General features: G+C 43.0%; 18 protein-coding genes. 11 read left to right on the top strand and 7 right to left on the bottom strand.

Going from position 1 to position 19,941, the window contains the following annotated elements; all coding sequences use genetic code 11:
- Positions 1–54: 54 nt before the first annotated feature.
- Positions 55–2,034 (bottom strand): transglycosylase SLT domain-containing protein, encoded by a 1,980-nt coding sequence (locus tag ACK1U4_RS09750; protein WP_419401394.1) that lies wholly within the window; start codon positions 2,032–2,034, stop codon positions 55–57.
- 310 nt (positions 2,035–2,344) lie between these two features.
- Between ACK1U4_RS09750 and ACK1U4_RS09745 the strand changes: the two genes are divergently transcribed.
- Together ACK1U4_RS09745 and miaB are read left to right on the top strand one after the other, a co-directional pair.
- Entirely contained in the window at positions 2,345–3,109 is a 765-nt protein-coding gene (locus ACK1U4_RS09745; RefSeq protein ID WP_419401395.1) for a methyltransferase domain-containing protein, read from the top strand.
- 58 nt (positions 3,110–3,167) lie between these two features.
- Complete coding sequence (gene miaB, locus ACK1U4_RS09740; protein ID WP_419401396.1) at positions 3,168–4,616, top strand: tRNA (N6-isopentenyl adenosine(37)-C2)-methylthiotransferase MiaB; 1,449 nt, start codon at positions 3,168–3,170, stop codon at positions 4,614–4,616.
- 2 nt (positions 4,617–4,618) lie between these two features.
- Here miaB and ACK1U4_RS09735 read toward each other — a convergent pair whose 3' ends face one another.
- The 3 genes from ACK1U4_RS09735 to ACK1U4_RS09725 form a co-directional block, all read right to left on the bottom strand.
- Entirely contained in the window at positions 4,619–6,001 is a 1,383-nt protein-coding gene (locus ACK1U4_RS09735) for a GGDEF domain-containing protein (RefSeq protein WP_419401397.1), read from the bottom strand.
- Between the two features lie 256 nt (positions 6,002–6,257).
- Complete coding sequence (locus ACK1U4_RS09730; protein WP_419401398.1) at positions 6,258–6,776, bottom strand: C40 family peptidase; 519 nt, start codon at positions 6,774–6,776, stop codon at positions 6,258–6,260.
- Positions 6,777–7,178: 402 nt separating this feature from the next.
- Positions 7,179–7,853, bottom strand: coding sequence for a YggS family pyridoxal phosphate-dependent enzyme (locus ACK1U4_RS09725; RefSeq protein ID WP_419401432.1), 675 nt, complete (start codon positions 7,851–7,853; stop codon positions 7,179–7,181).
- A 355-nt stretch (positions 7,854–8,208) separates the two neighbouring features.
- Between ACK1U4_RS09725 and ACK1U4_RS09720 the strand changes: the two genes are divergently transcribed.
- Together ACK1U4_RS09720 and ACK1U4_RS09715 are read left to right on the top strand one after the other, a co-directional pair.
- Positions 8,209–9,258 (top strand): type IV pilus twitching motility protein PilT, encoded by a 1,050-nt coding sequence (locus tag ACK1U4_RS09720; RefSeq protein WP_419401399.1) that lies wholly within the window; start codon positions 8,209–8,211, stop codon positions 9,256–9,258.
- A 13-nt stretch (positions 9,259–9,271) separates the two neighbouring features.
- Positions 9,272–10,429: a PilT/PilU family type 4a pilus ATPase gene (locus ACK1U4_RS09715; protein ID WP_419401400.1), complete on the top strand. Its 1,158-nt coding sequence runs from the start codon at positions 9,272–9,274 to the stop codon at positions 10,427–10,429.
- 86 nt (positions 10,430–10,515) lie between these two features.
- Here ACK1U4_RS09715 and ACK1U4_RS09710 read toward each other — a convergent pair whose 3' ends face one another.
- Positions 10,516–11,031, bottom strand: a complete 516-nt coding sequence (locus ACK1U4_RS09710; RefSeq protein WP_419401401.1) for an N-acetyltransferase family protein — start codon at positions 11,029–11,031, stop codon at positions 10,516–10,518.
- Positions 11,032–11,252: 221 nt separating this feature from the next.
- On the opposite strand from ACK1U4_RS09710, the gene ribF reads away from it, so the two are divergent.
- The 7 genes from ribF (at position 11,253) to fkpB (ending at position 18,340) form a co-directional block, all read left to right on the top strand.
- Positions 11,253–12,257 (top strand): riboflavin biosynthesis protein RibF, encoded by a 1,005-nt coding sequence (gene ribF / locus ACK1U4_RS09705; RefSeq protein ID WP_419401402.1) that lies wholly within the window; start codon positions 11,253–11,255, stop codon positions 12,255–12,257.
- A complete protein-coding gene (locus tag ACK1U4_RS09700) occupies positions 12,238–12,582 on the top strand; it encodes a hypothetical protein (RefSeq protein WP_419401403.1) in 345 nt (114 codons plus the stop codon). The genes ribF and ACK1U4_RS09700 overlap by 20 nt, the downstream gene beginning before the upstream one ends.
- A 36-nt stretch (positions 12,583–12,618) precedes the next feature.
- The gene (locus ACK1U4_RS09695; protein WP_419401404.1) at positions 12,619–13,221 is read left to right on the top strand and encodes a hypothetical protein; all 603 of its coding nucleotides are present in this window, start codon (positions 12,619–12,621) and stop codon (positions 13,219–13,221) included.
- Positions 13,222–13,327: 106 nt separating this feature from the next.
- On the top strand, positions 13,328–16,204 hold the full coding sequence (gene ileS / locus ACK1U4_RS09690) for an isoleucine--tRNA ligase (protein ID WP_419401405.1): 2,877 nt from the start codon (positions 13,328–13,330) through the stop codon (positions 16,202–16,204).
- Positions 16,191–16,709, top strand: coding sequence for a signal peptidase II (lspA, locus tag ACK1U4_RS09685; RefSeq protein ID WP_419401406.1), 519 nt, complete (start codon positions 16,191–16,193; stop codon positions 16,707–16,709). The genes ileS and lspA overlap by 14 nt, the downstream gene beginning before the upstream one ends.
- An 11-nt stretch (positions 16,710–16,720) precedes the next feature.
- A complete protein-coding gene (locus tag ACK1U4_RS09680) occupies positions 16,721–17,704 on the top strand; it encodes a DNA cytosine methyltransferase (protein ID WP_419401407.1) in 984 nt (327 codons plus the stop codon).
- A 132-nt stretch (positions 17,705–17,836) separates the two neighbouring features.
- Positions 17,837–18,340, top strand: a complete 504-nt coding sequence (gene fkpB, locus ACK1U4_RS09675) for an FKBP-type peptidyl-prolyl cis-trans isomerase (RefSeq protein ID WP_419401408.1) — start codon at positions 17,837–17,839, stop codon at positions 18,338–18,340.
- A gap of 196 nt (positions 18,341–18,536) precedes the next feature.
- Here the strand turns inward: fkpB and ACK1U4_RS09670 are convergent, their stop codons facing one another.
- Positions 18,537–19,205 (bottom strand): hypothetical protein, encoded by a 669-nt coding sequence (locus tag ACK1U4_RS09670; protein WP_419401409.1) that lies wholly within the window; start codon positions 19,203–19,205, stop codon positions 18,537–18,539.
- Positions 19,206–19,372: 167 nt separating this feature from the next.
- Entirely contained in the window at positions 19,373–19,909 is a 537-nt protein-coding gene (locus ACK1U4_RS09665; RefSeq protein ID WP_419401410.1) for a GTP-binding protein, read from the bottom strand.
- Positions 19,910–19,941: the final 32 nt, after the last annotated feature.

The raw sequence follows: 19,941 nt of genomic DNA, 5'->3' as shown, positions 1-19,941 counted from the left end.
TTGTTATCTTATTGTAAAAAAATGATTATTATTTAAACAATTGAATAACAAGCACTATTTTGCTGAGATTGTTCCCATACGTTGGGTCAAGGATTGACGCTCACCCAATAACACGCCATAGTTAGCGGTATTTTCCATGACTTTTTTGACATAATCACGAGTTTCTGGATAAGGAATCGACTCGACATATTGGTCAGCAGACAATGTTCCGCCTTCAGGTTGCCACGTTTTGGCTTTATTTGGGCCAGCATTGTAGCCTGCGGTGGCAAGTACCGCTTGACCACCAAATTTTTTGATGACATCACTTAGATAAAACGTACCATAGCGAATGTTGGTGTCCGCTTGCGAAGCTCGGCTCGCACTGTAGGTTTCCCCCAATTTATTGGCGGCATATTTGGCAGTATTTGGCATAATTTGCATTAAGCCCACTGCCCCTACGCCTGATTTAGCATGCACATTAAAGCGACTTTCTTGGCGAGTAATCCCCAATGCCCATGCAGGGTCAATACCAAAGTTACGGCTATAGCGAACAAAGGTATTTTTCTCTGGCATTGGGAACGCCAAAGCGGTATTTGGTACGGTTTTGGTACTTTTGATGGCATAAATCGCTCGGTCATACCAACCCATATTATTGGCAGTTTGAGCCGCCGCCACAATCATCGCATCATCACCACGGTCACGAGCTTGCTTGACTGCCCAATTCCATTCACGATTGGTATAACTAGGGCTAGCCGATAAATTATACAGTACAAATGCTCGATTAAAATGCTCATCCAATGCCAAACGATTATAGTCACCATTGCTAGGATTTGGGGTGTTTGGGAGTTGGGTAAAGGTCTGCCCAATTTGGTCTTTGGCAAGCAGTCCATAATAGTCATTTTTTTGAGCCAGTTGGGTAAACAGTTGGCGTGCTTGTTGTTTTTGTTGATTATTACCCACTTGGGTATAGGCTTTGGCTAACCAATATTGCCAAATTGGCTCTTGTTGGGCTTTATAATCCATCGAACCAATGGCATTGATGACATCCGCCCAACGTCCAAAGCGAATCGAGGCTTGGGCGTAATCTTCGGCTTCTTCAAAGCTAAACGGCACACCCATACTTTTTTGTAGCCAATCCACGGCTTCAACGCTAAAGCCAATATCAGTATTGACATTCATGCGTGCCACCCCTAGATTTCGGTAAGCATAACGGCGAGTTTGTTCATCAAAAAATTGTGGGTTTTTGCCAAGGTCGTAATTGAATTGCATACTGGCTTGATTGACAGATTTTTTGGCAAGTTGCCCAAGGGCATATAGGTACAAATAGCGATTGGTCGCTGTATTCGGTTTAGTAGCTAGACTGCTAAAAAACCCATTGGGATTACTGCTAATTTGCATCAATTGATTATAATCAATCCCTGCTCCCAAACGGCTGGATAATTGCACGATTTCACCATTATTATCGCCACGAAGCATACGGTATAAGCGTTGTTCACGGTCGCTATTATTAATCATAGTGTTGTTATTGAGTTCAGTGGCTAACTGTCCACATAGACTGGCTTTTTTGTTTTTTTGCTCAAGCCACACATCGGTTTTTTTGGTCATTGCACGCACGGCATCGGTTTGGTTATAGCCCAATGCCACGGCACAAGCTTCATTATCATCGGCATTGCTGATATAGCCTGCCACTTGACGCACACTGGCATAATCACCTGCTTGGGCTTTGGCTTCGGCATAGTCCGCCACCAATTTTTCTGCCATCGCTGTTTTTGGGTATTTATTGGCGAAATTGATGATGGTTTGAGGGCTTTGGGTGTCAAGGTATTGATTTAATTGCCAATACTCTGGATACATGGCAAGATTGCCCCCTGCCATCAAGCCTTGATAATTGGCTACATTGCCACTGCGACTGGCGGATTCGGCTTGGTTAAAATAGCTATCGGCTTGGGTGGGTGTGCCGATTGAGGCATGATTTTCGGCACAAGCAGACTGGGTTAATGCCCCAATACAAGATAAAGTGACGAGCGATAGGCTAAATTTGACAGGGTAATTCATGGGTATGCCTCTTGGTTTTTTTAGTAGATATATTTGGGTGGATAGATTATAACGATTGTTGGCAAAAAAGAATTTGCAGAATACTTAACTAATTGTATAAAAATGTTGCTAAAACCTTTATCTATAAAAAAATAGTTTTTTATTTTAAAATTTAATTTACTTTTAATTATATTAAAATTTCTCTACTATACTGAATTGACTCAACAATAAGACGTTAAAATTTTGGGCATATGCAATACACCCCTACCCAACTGTCTTATTTCTAAGTAAAGGGACAAAATTATCAAGAACAACCCAAAAGGACATAAATATGACCTCACACCATCAGCTTAACCAACAACAATATGGCGATAAAGCCAATAACTACCTAACCAGTCAAGTCCATGCCCAAGGGCAAGAATTTGGCAAAATGCAAGCCCTAGCCCAACAATATAACTGGCAAAACTTACTTGATTTAGGCTGTGGGGGTGGTCATGTTAGCTATCATCTTGCTCCTTATGTCAAACAAGTCACCGCTTACGACTTGACGCCACAAATGGTGGCATTGGTCGAACAGCAAGCCAAAGAGAAGGGGCTAACCAACGTGCAAGGCGTGGTCGGTGTTGCAGAACAACTCCCCTTTGCCAATCAAACCTTTGATGCGATTGTGACTCGGTTTTCTGCTCACCATTGGCATAACCTAAATCAAGCCTTACTTGAAATGCACCGTGTCTTGACGGATGATGGCAAAGTCATTATTGTGGATGTTTTAGGTCATGCTCACCCAGTCATCAATAATTTTTTACAAACCATCGAAACCTTACGAGATCCTAGCCATGTCCGAGATTATCATTTGGCAGAATGGGGCTATGCAGTGGAGTTGGCAGGCTTTCGAATTGAACAAATCCAAAAACAACGTTTGCCGTTAGCGTTTGATAGTTGGGTCACTCGAATGGCGACTCCAAGTGAGGCGGTGGCAAGTATTCTCACCTTACAAAAAAGCGTGAGTGATACGGTTAAGCAATATTATCAACTGGCAGATGACGGCAGTTTTACTACAGATGTCATATATTTGGTACTGTCAAAATTGCCCTAGCCAACAAAAAATTTGCTATAATAAGCGGTTATTTTTCTGTTTGCTTTAGAGAATCGCCATGACCGTGACCCTATTTGACCCAACCCAATCCACGCCTGCTCCTACTGTGAAACCAATCGACACCACTACCGCCACCACTGGTAACAAGGCTGTCAAAAAAGTGTTTATCACCACCCAAGGCTGTCAAATGAACGTCTATGATTCCGAAAAAATGGCGGACGTACTCGGCGACAGTCATGGCATGGTACTCACCGATGACCCAAACGAAGCCGATGTAATGATTATGAACACCTGCTCGATTCGTGAAAAAGCCCAAGAAAAGGTGTTTTCGGAATTGGGACGTTGGAAAAAATACAAAGAAAAAAATCCCAACCTTGTCATTGGCGTGGGTGGCTGTGTGGCAAGCCAAGAGGGTGATAAAATCCAAGCACGTTCGCCCTTTGTCGACCTTGTTTTTGGGCCTCAAACCCTGCACCGCTTACCAGAGCTGTATGAGCAATCACTCAAACAAACCGATGTCAAACCCAAAAATCGCATTGGCGTGGTGGATATTTCATTTCCCAGTATCGAAAAATTCGACTTTTTGCCAGAGCCTAAAGTTGAAGGGTTTAAGGCATTTGTGTCGGTGATGGAAGGCTGTTCAAAATACTGCTCATTTTGTGTCGTTCCCTATACCCGTGGCGAGGAAATTTCTCGTCCGCTTGATGATGTCCTTGCCGAGATTGACAGCCTCGCCAGCCAAGGTGTGCGAGAAATCACGCTATTGGGGCAAAATGTCAATGGCTACCGTGGCGAAAAGCATGATGGCACGATTTGTCGTTTTAGCGAGCTGTTGCATTATGTGTCGCACGTGGATGGCATTGAGCGGATTCGCTATACCACAAGCCATCCGTTAGAATTTACCGATGATATCATCGAAGCCTACGCCCAGTTGCCAAAGCTGGTGTCACATTTGCATTTACCTGTACAAAGTGGCTCAAATGCGATTTTATCAGCAATGAAACGCAATCACACCATTGATATTTATATCGAACAAATCCGCAAATTGCGTGAAGTTCGCCCAGATTTGTATTTATCGAGCGACTTTATCATTGGCTTTCCCAATGAAACGGACGAGGATTTTCAAGCAACATTAAACCTTGCCAAAGATTTGGATTTTGACCACTCTTACAGTTTTATTTATTCCAAACGCCCCGGTACACCTGCGTCAGATTTGCCAGATACCGTGGATATGGCGACCAAAAAAGCCCGTTTGGCAGAATTTCAACAAGTGATTATCGACTCGACTTGGGCAAAAACCCAAGGCATGGTGGGGCAAACCGTGCGTGTGTTGGTCGAGCAACATAGCGACCGTAATCCAGACTTTTTGATGGGAACGGCAGATAATACTCGTACCGTGTTGTTTAAAGGTGAGGATGACTTGATGGGCAAATTGGTGATGGTCAAGGTCACTAAGGCGTTAAGTCCGCATTTGGTTGAGGGTGATTTGGTGGAAGTATTGGGTTAATTTTATTCGGTAAATATCACAGGCGGACTGGCAACCACTCGGTTGCGTCCGTTGGCTTTGGCTTGTTGCATGGCATTATCCGCACGAATCAGCAACTGACGAATGGGAATCGGCAACATAGGCAAACGATTGGCATCGGCAGTTTTGACCGCTGATTGTTTATTCGATATCAATGCGTTGGCGGACTTGTCTTTATTTAAACTATTAATACTAACAAGATGATGCGACAAGCAAGCAATACCAAGACTGGCGGTTAACCTCAGACGATGATTGATATCTTGACACGAATTTGGGTATTTGATGGCATGACTAGCAATGCTTTCACGAATCATCTCTGCCCATTTCACCGCTTGTTCTTGGTGGATATTGGTCAATACTAACAAAAATTCCTCCCCACCCAATCGACTAAAATGGCAGTTTGATGGTATCACTGCTTTGATGGCATCTACCACAGCAAGTAAACTTTGATCACCAATATCATGCCCATAATCATCATTAATTCGCTTAAAATGGTCGACATCAATATAAATCAAGCTCAACGTCCGCCATGTCAAACGGTTGTCCCATAACTGATTCAAATGTTGGTATAAATTACGCCGATTATATGCCCCTGTTAACGCATCAATCTCCGACATTTCACGAATTTTATGTTGCTGAAAATAAATCAAACTTAGCACTTGAGCCACGCCATAGAGTGCCAATGTGGCTTTTGGAATGGTTAAATAAGTAAAACTGGCTCGCCATAGCACATGGTCACTGGCATAATTATGATAATGAAAATAAGAAGCAGGATAAAAAGTCGGAAGCATTACCCAATGCCAATGATAATTTAAAAAACAAACAATAATCCCTACAATCGACAGCATATACCCAACAAACACATAGCCCCAAGGCAATAGCAACAGCCCAAACACCATACCGCTTAACATCATCACGCCAACGACAATGCTGTTTTCACCCACACACACTGCTATCAACATGTTAAACACAAAATACACACTGATATAAAAAACCTGATACCACCGACCCACTTGGCGATTATTGGCAAATTTTGGTAATATCCATAATGACAACAAAGACAACACCAATATACCTAGCGTCACCATTGACATAAACTTAAGCATATCAGCATTGACTAAATTATGCCAACCACTCGCATCACCGCCAATTTTTTCTCCTAAACCCAACCCTAATAATAAAAATGTAGCAAAATACCAAGTAAGATATAAAAAACAATCAATGCTGACTAGTACAATAAATAATAAAAATTTATTAAACTTACTCAGCTGAACCCAATCCTTATCACACTCACTGGACGTGCGGAAAAAACTCAGTATTTCATAAAAATGCTGTCGCAACTCCACCACTGAAAACAACCGTGCCATCCCATCCACCGCCCAAAATATGTAAGCTTAAAATCAGTCGCTTAAACTTCTAGTATATCCTTAATAGTAACACTTTGGTAACATCAATTTTTTAATTAATTTTTAATGAACTCTTTGATTTTTTAAATAATAGACTTATTTCTAACCCCCTACAAAACACAATAAGTAATCCTTATTTGATAAACTATTTTTCATTTTTAATCACTGGGTATAAAAAAACAGACCGAAGTCTGTTCTCATACACCAATAAATTAAATTAGGCATCCAATACACGGCGTGCCGTAACAAAGGTATTGGCATAATAGCCTGATGTTAAGCTATTGATTTGGATGCTTTTTCCAGTTGATGGTGAATGAATAAAACGTCCTTCACCAACATACATACCCACATGCGAGATACTGCCCCCACGAGTGGCGAAAAACACCATGTCCCCTGCTTTTAGCTCATCACGGCTGACTTTTTGTCCTACCTGAGCCATACTACCAGAGGTGCGAGGTAAGTTGATATTCGCCCCTTTAAACACATATTGCATAAAACCACTACAATCAAAACCACTGGTAGGACTCGTGCCACCATAACGATAAGGCAAGCCGATGAATTGTTTGGCTTTATCAATCAAGGCTTGGGCTTTATTAGTCGTTTGGGCGACTTGGCTGTTATTACCAAAACGATTCATCAAATCGCTTAGGCTATCATTTGCCATTGCCGTGCTTGGCATCACATTCAGCATTACACAAGGAAGCACTGTCAATAAAGTTTTTTGAAGAAAATTCATAGGGCTTTATCCGTTCTGAATTTCTATGCGTATATGGGCTTTTGGCTCGCTTGCTAGCGAAGAAAATATACGCATATAAATTACATAATGATTGAATTGGTTACATTTCGTAAAACAACCCCATCATATCAAAACATTTACCCCAATGTGGATATCTTTTTTCTTAAAAATGTTAATAAATATTACATTGTAAATGCAAAAACTTACATTTAGCTTACAGAAAGTTAACAGAAAAGTTTGAGCAATAATTAAGCAATATTTTATTTACAGGATACCGCCTCTTTCGTCATACTCAACCTAATATTTAACATTTTAAACAGGGCGTAAGCCTTACGCCCCTACAATTTTAAATGCTTGGCTTGATATAAAAGAAGGGAGTTGGGATGATTGGAAAATAGCAACTTATCTCGCCCCAAAAATTGCCGTTCCTACTCGCACCATGGTTGAGCCTGCATCAATCGCTTGCTCAACATCGCCACTCATCCCCATTGATAAGGTATCCCAATCTTGTGGATTGGCGTGATATTGGCGGTGTTGCTCAAAGAGTTGTTGGGTCTTTTCAAAGGCAGATTGGCTGTTTTTGGCAGGAATAATCATTAAGCCACGTAATCGCAGATTTGGTAGTTGGCTGATTGCCGTGATTAATGCCTTTAATGCGTCTGGTTGACAGCCCGATTTGGTTGCCTCATCGTCAATATTCACTTGAATACAGATGTTCAATGGGGCAAGCTCGGCAGGGCGTTGTCCGCTAAGACGCTCGGCAATGATAAGGCGGTCAACGCCATGCACCCAGTCAAAATGCGTTGCCAAATCTTTGGTTTTGTTGCGTTGAATATGCCCAATATAGTGCCATACGATAGGCTTGCCATTGGCGGTTATGTCTTTTAGCTCGCTGATTTTAGCAATCGCTTCTTGGACATAGTTTTCGCCAAAGTCACATTGCCCCTCGCCTGCCAATACCTTTATCATCTCACTGGGTTTGGTTTTGGACACTGCCAATAAGGTGACGGTGGAAGGCAGTTGCGATTTGACACTTTGCCAACGTGTGATAAGGTCGGTTTTTTCAGCTTGGCTCATGGGTTGATTAATGGGGTGATTGATGGATTGGGTGTTGTTTAACATCATTGCCTCTTGTTTATTATTGGTAGGTTGGGTGGAAAAATGATATCCAACATAAATGATTGATAGTGTTGGGTTTCACAAACTCAATCCAACCTACAATACATAAAAATGGGTAAATCCAAATCGGTTTAAATTCGCCAAATTGTATCACTTTTGGGGCTGGTTGAGGCAAAATTACCACTAGCCCTAAATGCGGTCAAATTTTCAGCTGAAAAATTGGGCGATTATCTAAATTTAACTGATTTTTTATCCGACTCTTGCTATAGTATAGGGCATTATTTATAACTCACCATCACTAGGATAATATAATATGGCAAAAGAACTCAGCATTGATGACCTTTTACGTTTTTCAACCAAAAATAAAGCTTCGGACTTACATATTTCAGCAGGGTTGCCACCGATGATTCGTGTGGATGGTGAGATTACCAAAATCAATATGCCACCGTTAGACCACCAAAAAGTACATGGTCTGATTTATGACATTATGAATGATAAACAACGTGCGGATTTTGAGGAATTTTTTGAAACGGACTTTTCGTTTGAGATTCCAGAAGTGGCTCGCTTTCGTGTCAATGCCTTTAACCAAAACCGTGGAGCAGGTGCGGTATTTCGTACCATTCCATCAGAAGTCTTGACGATGGAACAGCTTGGCATGGGGCCTGTGTTTGAAAAATTAGCAAGCTTTAAACGTGGCATTGTGTTGGTAACAGGCCCAACAGGTTCGGGCAAATCCACGACCCTCGCCGCCATGATTAACTATATCAATGAAACTCGTAAAGAACACATTTTGACCATCGAAGACCCGATTGAGTTCGTGCATCAATCCAAAAAATCACTGATTAACCAACGTGAGGTGCATCGTGATACCTTAGGCTTTGATGCCGCCTTGCGTTCGGCACTGCGTGAAGACCCTGACGTGATTCTGGTCGGTGAGATGCGTGACCTTGAAACCATTCGTTTGGCACTGACTGCCGCCGAAACAGGACACTTGGTATTTGGGACTCTGCACACCACCTCAGCCGCCAAAACCATCGACCGTGTGGTAGACGTATTCCCTGCCGCCGAAAAAGACATGATTCGTGCGATGTTATCAGAATCACTCCAAGCCATCATCTCGCAAGCCCTGCTAAAACGCCAAACAGGGGGACGTGTGGCGGTGCATGAAATTATGATTGGTACACCTGCGATTCGTAACTTGATTCGTGAAAATAAAGTCGCTCAAATGTACTCAGCGATTCAAACCAGTGCCAGTGAGGGAATGGTGACACTTGACCAAAGTTTACGTGAATGGCTAAATAAAGGGGTGATTAGCAAAGAATCCGCTCGCCAATATGCCAAGCAACCTGAGAATTTCTTGTAACAAGGAAACCCCCATGGATTTTGATAAATTATTACAATTAATGGTACAAAAAAATGGCTCGGACTTGTTCATCACTGCCGATGTACCACCTTCAATGAAGGTCAATGGCGTGATTATGCCTGTGACCAAATCACCGCTCACCCCAGAGCAATCAATGGCACTGGTCAAAGGCGTGATGACCCCCAATCAAATCAAAGAATTTGATGCCACGAAAGAATGTCAATTCGCCATCAGTGATAAAAACCAATCAGCTCGTTTTCGTGTTTCGGCATTTATCCAAAAAGACTGTGCAGGCATGATTTTGCGTAAAATCGAAACCAAAATTCCGACTGTACAAGAATTAAAAGTGCCAGTGATTTTGAATGAAATTGCCATGAAAAAACGTGGCATTGTACTATTGGTGGGTGCGACAGGTACAGGTAAATCAACGACCCTTGCCGCCATGATGGGCTATCGTAACGAAAATTCTCGTGGTCATATCATCACCATCGAAGACCCCATCGAATACGTGCATGAGCATAAAGGCTGTATCGTCACCCAACGTGAAGTGGGTATTGATACCATGTCGTTTGAAGCTGGGCTAAAAAATACCCTACGTCAAGCCCCAGATGTGATTTTGATTGGTGAGATTCGTACTCGTGAAACCATGGACTATGCCGTACAGTATGCCGAAACAGGTCACTTGGTATTTGCCACCCTCCACGCCAATAACGCTAACCAAGCGGTTGACCGTATTATTCACTTTTTTGAGCCTGAGCAACACGAACAAATCTTTATGGACTTGTCGCTCAACTTACGTGCGATTATCGCCCAGCAATTGATTCCCACCCCAGATGGCAAGGGTCGCCGTGCCGCCATTGAGATTATGATTAACTCACAATTGATTGGGGATTATATCCGCAAAGGTGAAATCCATGAGATTAAGCCTGTGATGAAACGCTCTCGTGAACTGGGGATGCAGACCTTTGACCAAGCGTTATTTGACCTGTATGAAAGTGGTGAAATCACTTATGCCGATGCTATCAAACACGCCGACTCGCCCAATGACTTGCGTCTACAAATCAAGCTTCATAGCCGTCATGCCGAAAAAGTTAACGAAGATGACAGCACCTTCTCATTGATGGCGGACGAAGAACCCTCGTCCAATCAAGCAAACAATCCATTCGGTTAATTTGACAATATCGACAGTGGTAGGGGCGTAATGCTTACGCCCTTTTCGCTTTTTTGATGCCTTTTCGTTTGATAAAAAGTATCAACTCAATTCAAACTTTTCCCCATCATCACCACATCGGCAATAAAACCATCCATATCACACACTTGTTTTAACACGCCCCATTGTTCAAACCCCAACTTCTTAAACAAGCCCAAACTTGGCTGATTATGAGCAAAAATCTTGGCAACCGCTTGCTGAATGCCACAACTGGGAGCAATTGCTAATAACTCAATGAGTAACTCCTGCCCCACGCCTTGACCTTTGGCAGTATCATCAATATATAGCCCAATTTCGGCACTGATATGATAGGCAGGACGACTGTATAAATCGCTAAAGCTCGCCCATCCGATGACATTTCCCTTCAACGTATCAACTGCCACCAATAAAGGTCGCTTGTCCATCGAGTGATTATCAAACCATGCTTGGCGTTCGGCAACGGTGACTGGGGTCAAATCGGCAGTGGCTTGTTTGGAGGCGATGCTTTGATTATAAATGGCAACCACTTGGGCAAGGTCGGTGGGATTGGCAGGGCGAATATGAAAAGATAAATTTTTTGACATAGGATATTCCACAATTATTTTGCTAAATCGCTATCTTAGCAAGATTTTTACTTTATAATAACCCCTTAATTGTGATGGCGATTTTAACTTTGACCTTGATTCTATCCAAAAATCAGTCGAAAGTGGCAGAATTGACGTACCAAAATCAGCTTTGACAAATCTTATTGATGCGTTTGATAATTGGCTAAAAAAATAACTTCTATCTACTTAATATACCTCTTATGAAAATTTTCCCCTTAAATGACCTGCTTGCTAATCCAACCCCATTACCAAATTCAGTATTAACCATCGGTAATTTTGACGGTGTGCATTTGGGGCATCAAGCGATGCTGGCACAAGCCAAAGCCGTAGCAACTGCCCAAAATTTGGCAAGTATGGTGATGATTTTTGAGCCACAGCCACGAGAATTTTTTGCCCCCACAACCGCCCCTGCTCGCTTAACCAACCTTGCTGAAAAAGCCTATTTTATCGGTCAATTGGGTATTGATACACTGATTGTCGCAGGCTTTGATGAGGCGTTTCGCAATCTATCTGCCACCCAATTTGCCGAAATGTTGGTCAAACTTAATGTCAAAAGCCTTGTCTTGGGCGATGATTTTCGCTTTGGGCATGACCGCACAGGCGATAGTGAGTTTTTAAGCAATTTTGGCTTACCTGTGCAGACGCTTCACACCATCACCGACCATGCTCACCATGATGAACGCATTAGCTCAACTCGGGTGCGTGAGAGCCTAGCAATCGGCGATTTGGCAACGGCAAAGCACTTGTTAGGACGTGATTATGCCATCACTGGGGCGGTGTTGCATGGCGATAAAATCGGACGTACACTCGACTTCCCCACCGCAAATATCGCCCTAAACCGTATCAAACCTGCGGTGCATGGCATTTTTGGGGTGTCGGTGACGGCAACGGACGGCACGGACTTGTCAACCCTTGGACAAAATGGCACAACTGGGGTACGTGGTCTATCACCCAAAAGTTTATTTGGGGCGTGTCATGTTGGCACTCGCCCTGCTGTCAAAAATCAGCAAGCAATTGAGTGGCGGTGTGAGGTGTTTTTTCCACAGTTTGAGGGTGATTTATACGGTAAAGAATTGACCGTGACCTTTTTGCACTTTTTACATGGTGAAAAAAATTATGATGGGCTTGAAGCTTTAAAAGTTGGCATTCAGCAAGATGTGGCAGATTTGCTAGCGTGGAGAGAACATGGGCTTTCAAGCAATTAAAGGGCAATTGGTTGCCTTCACTGGGCTAGAAAAAGATGCGTTACATATTTATGTAGGGATGTCGATTTTTTTGCTGACCTTATGGGTGCTAAAGCGATGCCAACGCCAAACAGGGCAACTGCGATTTTTATGGGTGGCGGTACTGATGGTAGTGGGATTTGCAATATTGGGGGAAGTATTGGATTATCAAGAAGTGATGCAAGGTGGTGGAAAATGGCACGCTGATTGGGCGATTCACGATATTATCAATACCAGTGCCTTACCTATCTTGATGTTTTTATTGATAAAATTTAGTAATTTATTGAATAATAAACAACCTAATTAAAATACAACTAACCCTTACAGTTGGGTAAGCAGACTTATGGTAAAAATATTCAAAAGTTTTTTGCTGATGTTGGGTTATATGTTATCCGTGATTGTTGGCTGGTTTTTGATTGCTTGTATTTGTTATATGAGTATCAGATTTTTGAAAACGGAACATTATCAAAGCCAATTTTTTCAAGATACAGTGACACCCAATCAAAAATTCCAAGTTGTTATTCTTGATGACAAACATGAGCCAACACCTGTTTATCTTAATAAGTTCAATAACCAACCGTTGGTGACTTCCGTCAATGACTTTCCACGGGGTGAAGACTTTATGCGTAAAGAGGGTGAAGTTTATCTTTATCATAATGAGGGGGCATTGTGGAATACGGAATCTCGCTATAAGATTGTTAACAATCAAATACAGCCTGTTTCCTTTGTTTTTATGACGTTTTTTGAGGCATTTGAGGCTTTATTTTTATCCTTTATTGGTTATGCGTTGGTGAAGTATTTGGCACTGCGTTTTTGGTATCGCAAATCACAAGATAAAGTACGTGACCTTAATCAAACGACTTTCAAACGATTTAAAGGCTTTTTAATATTTATCACTTTGATGGTTGGATTTTACTCGGTCATATTTTTTATCACTAAATTTTAAGCCTCATCACTTTGTCAATTCCCCCATTTTGCCCTATAATACCCTGTTATCCAATTTTTACATTTAGCCATTTATTTTAGCACTTTATTGAAGAATCGAGCCAAGTATGACTGAGCCAAGCGAAAAACCCACTGTAGATTATAAAGACACCCTAAACCTTGCCGACACCGCATTTCCCATGCGTGGCGACCTTGCCAAACGTGAACCAAAATGGCTAGAACAATGGTTCGCCGATGATGTCTATGGACAAGTCCGCAACGCACGTCAAGGGCGTGAAAAATACACATTACATGATGGACCACCATACGCCAACGGTCAAATTCACTTGGGTCATGTCGTCAATAAAGTCCTCAAAGACATGATTGTCAAATACAAAACCCTTGACGGCTATGACGCACCTTATATCATGGGCTGGGACTGCCACGGCTTGCCGATTGAGCAGAAAGTCGAAGGCTTGATTGGTAAAGTTGGTCAGCCACACAAAGACAAAGCGAAGAATGGCGAAATCATCACCACCACCGAGTTTCGTGGGGCATGCCGTGATTACGCCAAAAGCCAAATCGCCTTGCAAATGGTGGATTTCAAACGCTTGGGCGTGTTGGGCGACTGGGAACATCCGTATTTGACGATGAATTTTCAGCAAGAAGCCGATACAGTTCGTGCGTTGGCAGAGATTTATAAAAACGGGCATATCACTCGTGGTATGAAACCTGTCAACTGGTGTTTGGATTGTGGCTCGTCACTTGCCGAAGCAGAAGTCGAATACGAGGATAAAAAATCCGATGCAATTTATGTCGGTTTTGATGTTGCCAACCGTGATGCCTTGCCTGCGACTGCCAATGTTGAGGGTACATTGCAAGCGGTGATTTGGACGACCACGCCTTGGACATTGCCTGCGAACCAAGCGATTACCGTCAGCCCAGAGCTTGAATATTCGGTGGTAAAAACCGACAAGGGACATTTTATCCTTGCTTATAATTTGCTTGCCCATTTGATGAGTGTGTTTGGCGTTGAAAACTACAGCGTATTGGCGACTGTCAAAGGCGAAGATTTGACCGCCCTAAAAGCCCAACACCCACTAATTGCCGAGCGACAAGTGCCGATTATCACAGGCGACCATGTCACGGCTGATAGCGGTACAGGCTTGGTACATACCGCCCCTGCTCATGGTGTCGATGACTATAATGTCGGTCTAAAGTTTAACTTACCGATTGAAAATCCAGTCGGTGGCAACGGTGTGTATTTACCCGAAGCGAAAGTCTTTGTCGGTGAACATATCTACAAAGCCCAACCAAAAATCATCGAAACCTTACAACAAACTGGGCATTTGCTCAAACATGATGTGATTACCCACAGCTATCCACATTGCTGGCGACACAAAACGCCGATTATTTTCCGCTCGACCCCACAGTGGTTTATTAGCATGGAAGCCCCTAATTCAAAAGCAGGAGGTCTGCGTGAGCAAGCCTTGACCGACATTCCCAATGTGACTTGGACACCTGCATGGGGGCAAAACCGTATCGAGGCGATGATGCACGGTCGCCCAGACTGGTGTATCAGCCGTCAGCGGACTTGGGGCGTGCCGATTCCGTTCTTTATCCATAAAGACACAGGGGCGTTGCACCCAAATACGCAAGCGTTAATGGAACAAGTGGCATTGGTGATTGAAAAAGGCGGTGTCGAGGCGTGGTTTGATGCCCCTGCCGAGGACTTTATCGGTGAAGATGCCAAAAATTACCAAAAATCCACCGATACGCTAGACGTATGGTTTGACTCGGGTTCGACCAACTTTGCCGTGCTTGATAAACGAGATGAACTGTCAAATCCTGCCGATTTATACCTTGAAGGTAGCGACCAACATCGTGGTTGGTTTCAGTCGTCTTTACTTGTGAGTGAGGCGATTTATGGTCGCCCACCGTACAAACAGGTATTGACGCATGGCTTTACCGTGGATGCCAAAGGCTATAAATTATCCAAATCCAAAGGCAATACCAAAGGCTTTGAACCGCAAGAATTAGCGGACAAATACGGTATCGACATCGTGCGTCTATGGGTCGGCTCAAGCGACTACCGCTACGAAATGGCAGTATCGACCGAGGGCTTTGCTCGTACCACCGATATGTACCGCCGTATTCGCAACACCATTCGCTTTTTGTTGGCAAATACCGATGACTTCGACCCTGCGACTGACATGGTGAATGCCGATGAATTGGTAAGCCTTGATAAATACATTGTTAAACGTGCCGAAGCGGTACAAGCCCAAATTCGTGAGTCTTACACCAATATGGACTTCCACCAAGTTTGCCAAGCGATTGTCGGTTTCTGCTCGCAAGACTTGGGCGGATTTTACCTTGATATCATCAAAGACCGCCAATATACCACCAAAGCGGACGGGAAGCCAAGACGCTCGGCACAGACAGCGATTTATCATATCGCCCATGCTTTGCTCCGTTGGATTGCTCCAATCTTATCATTTACCGCTCAAGAAGCGTGGGAAGTTCTCAAGGGAACAGACGGCTATGTGTTTACCCAAGAATGGTATCAATTCCCACAATTTGCCATGAATGACATCAGCGAAGATGACTGGGCGTTGATTTTGACGGTCAAAGAAGTGGTAAACAAAGCCTTTGAACAGGCTCGCACCGATAAAGTGATTAATGCCAACTTATCGGCAAATGTCACCGTATTTGCTGATGATGCCACCTTAAATGTGCTAAACAAACTGGGTAATGAGCTAAAATTCGTGTTTATCTCAAGCCAAGCAAACCTTGCCCCATTGGCAAATAAAGCCAACGTGACCCATGAAGCCGAAACGCCAAACGGTACTTTAGCGGTTGCCATCGCCCCTGCGGACGGTGAAAAGTGTGTACGTTGTTGGCATATCACCACGGATGTCGGCGTGGATGAAAGCCACCCAGAGATTTGTGGGCGGTGTGTGACCAACTTGCCAGAAAATAAAGGGGAAGTGCGTGAGTTTGCCTAACTTAACCCCAAACGGCAATAAAGCCTTTGTTTGGTACGGTCTTGCGGTGCTTGCGATTGTCATTGACCAAGTCACCAAGCTGTATTTTGAAAATAACTTTCAACTTTACCAAACCTTGCCATTAATTGACCCGATTTTGAACTTTACCCTTGCTCATAATCATGGGGCGGCGTTTAGCTTTTTGGCGGATAAAGGCGGTTGGCAAAAGTGGTTTTTCTCTGCCCTTGCCTTAGCCGTATCGGTTGGGATTATGGTGTATCTGCGTAAAACCCCACAACAAGCCAAAGTGCTGTCTTTTGGTTTGGCGATGGTATTATCAGGGGCATTGGGGAATTTGATTGACCGTGTGCGTTTGGGCTATGTGATTGATTTTGTACATGTTCATTATGCAGATGTGTGGCATTTTCCGATTTTTAATGTGGCGGATATGGCGATTAATCTAGGCGTGGCGTTGATTTTGATTGATGCGTTTTTTCTTGAGCCAAAACGCACAGCAAGGGTGTGACTTGCTCATTCATGCAATCTTTATCCAACCAACACTTTATCGACCTATTTGCAGGGATTGGCGGTTTTCATCAAGCCCTAAGCCAATTTGGGGCAAAATGTGTCTTTGCTAGCGAGTGGGATAAACACGCCAGCCATACTTACCAAGCTAATTATGGGATAAAACCCTTTGGTGACATTACCCAAATTGATAAAAAAAACATCCCACCCCATGATATTCTTTGTGCAGGCTTTCCTTGCCAAGCGTTTAGTATCTCGGGCAAACAGCAAGGTTTTGCCGATACACGTGGGACATTGTTTTTTGGCATTGCTCGAATCATCGCCCATCATCAGCCTAAGGTATTATTACTAGAAAATGTTAAAAATTTTATCAATCACGATAAAGGCAATACCCTAAAAGTCGTGCTACATACCCTAAACCAATTGGGTTATGACGTATTTTATCAAGTATTAAATGCGTCAGATTTTGGCTTACCGCAAAACCGTGAACGTATCTATTTAGTGGGGTTTAAAAGGGATTTAGGTATCCAACAATTTAACTTTCCCAAGCCACTCCCAAAAAAAATCGCCCTACAATCGATTTTGCAAGACAATCCAAGCGATGCCAAGGTTGTCAAACGTGACGACATGGTGATTTATAAGGATTTTATCCCAGATACCGACCGTTTTGGTCAGCCTATCTTACCTAACCGTCCGATACAAATTGGCATTGTCAATAAAGGCGGTCAAGGCGAACGGATTTATCATCCTTTGGGTCATGCGATTACCTTATCCGCTTATGGGGGTGGTGTTGGGTCAAAAACTGGACTGTATAAAATTGGCGATACCATACGCAAACTTAGCCCTAGAGAATGTGCTAGATTACAAGGCTTTCCTGAAGATTTTCACATCGTATCTAGCCAAGCCCAAGCCTATCAACAGTTTGGCAATAGTGTGGCAGTCAATGTTTTGGTAGCAATTTTGGCAGAAATTGAAAAAACATTACGTCAATCATAGGGATAATTAGCATGACAGGATTTTCAGATAAGCAATTACTTGGCTCAACCTAAAGGCGGTACACCCGACCCCACATCGTTACAGTTTAAAATCAAGCCTTTAGACCTATTTAACAACTAATGAAGATACGCTATGAATACAACAGATAATACCATCATCAATCCCAACGAACAAACTCGCATCACACACGGCTCTCAAGTCGATTTGCATTTTGAAGTCAGCCTAGAAAATGGCACAGTCATCGACTCCACCTTTGACCGCCCTACCCCTGTGAGCCTTACCATTGGTGATGGTAGCTTACTTGAGGGCTTTGAAAAAGTCTTGATAAACCTAACGGCGGGCGATACACGCACCGCTCACCTATCCCCTGACGAGGCTTTTGGGCAACACAACCCAGACAATATCCAAAGCTTTAGCCATGCTCAATTTGCCGTGACCGGCAGTGTGCCAGAAGTCGGTACTATGATGGAATTTAGTGACAAAGGGCAAAATGCTGTAGTCGGTGTAATTAGTGACGTGAATGATGAGGTGGTAAAAGTGGATTTTAATCACCCATTGGCAGGGCAAAATGTACTATTTAAGGTACAAATCGTCAAAGTCACACCCAAAGATAGCCAAGCGGTGAAATTGGTATAAGCTGTTGAAAAGTTAAAAAATGATAAGGGCGTACGATAGTTGTTTAAACTAGAAATAAGATACCCTTGTAGGGGCGTATGCAATACGCCCAAAATTTCAAAAGTTGCATTTCTGATTTAATTCACTGTACATACGCCCAAAGATGCCGTGGGTGATGCTTTGCCAACCCACGCTTAGTGATTTGAGAAAAAAGTTATCAATGATTATCGTCTGATACTTCTTCACCTTCTGCATCTGTTTCTTCTTCCACCAATGCCGAACGCTGTTCAAAACGCTCACCTGTGGCTTTAATACCCCACACCAACTCAACAAAGGCACGGTTATTAATCAAAGGCTCATCTTCCAAAATTAAGAAATAGCCAGAGCCATTAATCCATAAGAAAACCAAACTAGTATTTGGCATTAGCATATCAATGCTTGAGAAAAATGATACCGCATGACCATGCACCGCCCAACCACGTTGTTGTTGACGTTGTAAAAAGTCATAAAAGTCAGCCGCAGCGACCGATAATGTATCGGCTTCTTCTTGACTAAAGCCCATGCGTGCAATACAAAACCCTTGGTCTGAGCCAATTGCCACTCGGCGACTACCTGACAAGCTTGCTGATACATACCGTAAGAAACTATCTAGCTGAACGTGTGGGGCTAAAATAGGCTTTTCGACCACTTCAATCCACCCCTCCTCAATAAACATATCAAGCCACGTTTCACTATATCGCTCACTCCAAGCATGAGCCGTGATGGTGGTGTTTGGCGTGAGTACAGCCTGCAATGCCAATTGTTGTTCACTGGGATTGGCTTGAGAAAATCCGTGTAGTACGCCAGCAGGTGTCAATATGATGTGATTTTCAGAGGTATTTACCACGGCGAAGTTCCTTTATAATGTTAAGTATTTTGGGTTTTTATAATATTTCAGTCCACATCTGCAACGTGAACTGCAAACGAATGGCAAGAGGTTACGCTCCTCTGGGTAGTATTATACTTCCCTAAAGGGAAGGGGTTCAACCATATAAGAGGATTTGCTAAAAGTCATCAAATGATAGCATATACCAACATACTCACCAACTGTGCCATTTGGGCTTTATCACGAGCATCCACAGGGACGACATTGGCAGGAATCCCTTGCTGAACGAGTTCATCTGTCAGACGTTGATGCAAGTCCCAAGGCATGGCTTCAGCGTGGGTGATACCCACAACCATGGTAGTAGATTTAATTAATGGCAAAAAATTCTGCATATAGTCTTTCATATCCTGTACTGGGTCAGCATCAGTAGCATTGACCAATAGTACCAAGCCCAATGCCTTGTCACTTAAAATTTCCCACATAAAATCAAAGCGTCTTTGCCCTGGTGTACCATAGAGACGGACAATTTCACCTGTTTCAAGTTTCATCACCCCATAGTCCATCGCAACTGTGGTGGTTTTTTTTAGCAATTTGGTTTCATCACTGGCGATTTCATCGGTGGTGACAATGGGTTTATCAGATAATGACTGAATGGCTTGTGTTTTACCAGCCCCCACAGGGCCTGCAAAAATAATTTTATAACTGTCTTCATGGGCAGTTGTCATAAATATTCCTTGATATTTTTTTAACTGATTAC

This window comes from Moraxella sp. TY6 (genome assembly GCF_048551375.1).
Taxonomy (GTDB): Bacteria; Pseudomonadota; Gammaproteobacteria; order Pseudomonadales; family Moraxellaceae; genus Faucicola.
This window is presented reverse-complemented; position numbering and strand designations above follow the sequence as displayed.

Excerpts from the sequence above, each read along its gene's own strand:
- ACK1U4_RS09695 (WP_419401404.1), top strand. The coding sequence starts at position 12,619 with ATGGTAAAAATATTCAAAAGTTTTTTGCTGATGTTGGGTTATATGTTA.
- fkpB (WP_419401408.1), top strand. The coding sequence starts at position 17,837 with ATGAATACAACAGATAATACCATCATCAATCCCAACGAACAAACTCGC.
- ACK1U4_RS09745 (WP_419401395.1), top strand. The coding sequence starts at position 2,345 with ATGACCTCACACCATCAGCTTAACCAACAACAATATGGCGATAAAGCC.
- ACK1U4_RS09725 (WP_419401432.1), bottom strand. The coding sequence starts at position 7,853 with ATGAGCCAAGCTGAAAAAACCGACCTTATCACACGTTGGCAAAGTGTC.
- ACK1U4_RS09750 (WP_419401394.1), bottom strand. The coding sequence starts at position 2,034 with ATGAATTACCCTGTCAAATTTAGCCTATCGCTCGTCACTTTATCTTGT.
- ileS (WP_419401405.1), top strand. The coding sequence starts at position 13,328 with ATGACTGAGCCAAGCGAAAAACCCACTGTAGATTATAAAGACACCCTA.
- ACK1U4_RS09735 (WP_419401397.1), bottom strand. The coding sequence starts at position 6,001 with ATGGCACGGTTGTTTTCAGTGGTGGAGTTGCGACAGCATTTTTATGAA.
- ACK1U4_RS09700 (WP_419401403.1), top strand. The coding sequence starts at position 12,238 with ATGGGCTTTCAAGCAATTAAAGGGCAATTGGTTGCCTTCACTGGGCTA.
- ACK1U4_RS09665 (WP_419401410.1), bottom strand. The coding sequence starts at position 19,909 with ATGACAACTGCCCATGAAGACAGTTATAAAATTATTTTTGCAGGCCCT.
- ACK1U4_RS09730 (WP_419401398.1), bottom strand. The coding sequence starts at position 6,776 with ATGAATTTTCTTCAAAAAACTTTATTGACAGTGCTTCCTTGTGTAATG.
- ACK1U4_RS09715 (WP_419401400.1), top strand. The coding sequence starts at position 9,272 with ATGGATTTTGATAAATTATTACAATTAATGGTACAAAAAAATGGCTCG.
- ACK1U4_RS09680 (WP_419401407.1), top strand. The coding sequence starts at position 16,721 with ATGCAATCTTTATCCAACCAACACTTTATCGACCTATTTGCAGGGATT.
- miaB (WP_419401396.1), top strand. The coding sequence starts at position 3,168 with ATGACCGTGACCCTATTTGACCCAACCCAATCCACGCCTGCTCCTACT.
- ACK1U4_RS09720 (WP_419401399.1), top strand. The coding sequence starts at position 8,209 with ATGGCAAAAGAACTCAGCATTGATGACCTTTTACGTTTTTCAACCAAA.
- ACK1U4_RS09710 (WP_419401401.1), bottom strand. The coding sequence starts at position 11,031 with ATGTCAAAAAATTTATCTTTTCATATTCGCCCTGCCAATCCCACCGAC.
- ribF (WP_419401402.1), top strand. The coding sequence starts at position 11,253 with ATGAAAATTTTCCCCTTAAATGACCTGCTTGCTAATCCAACCCCATTA.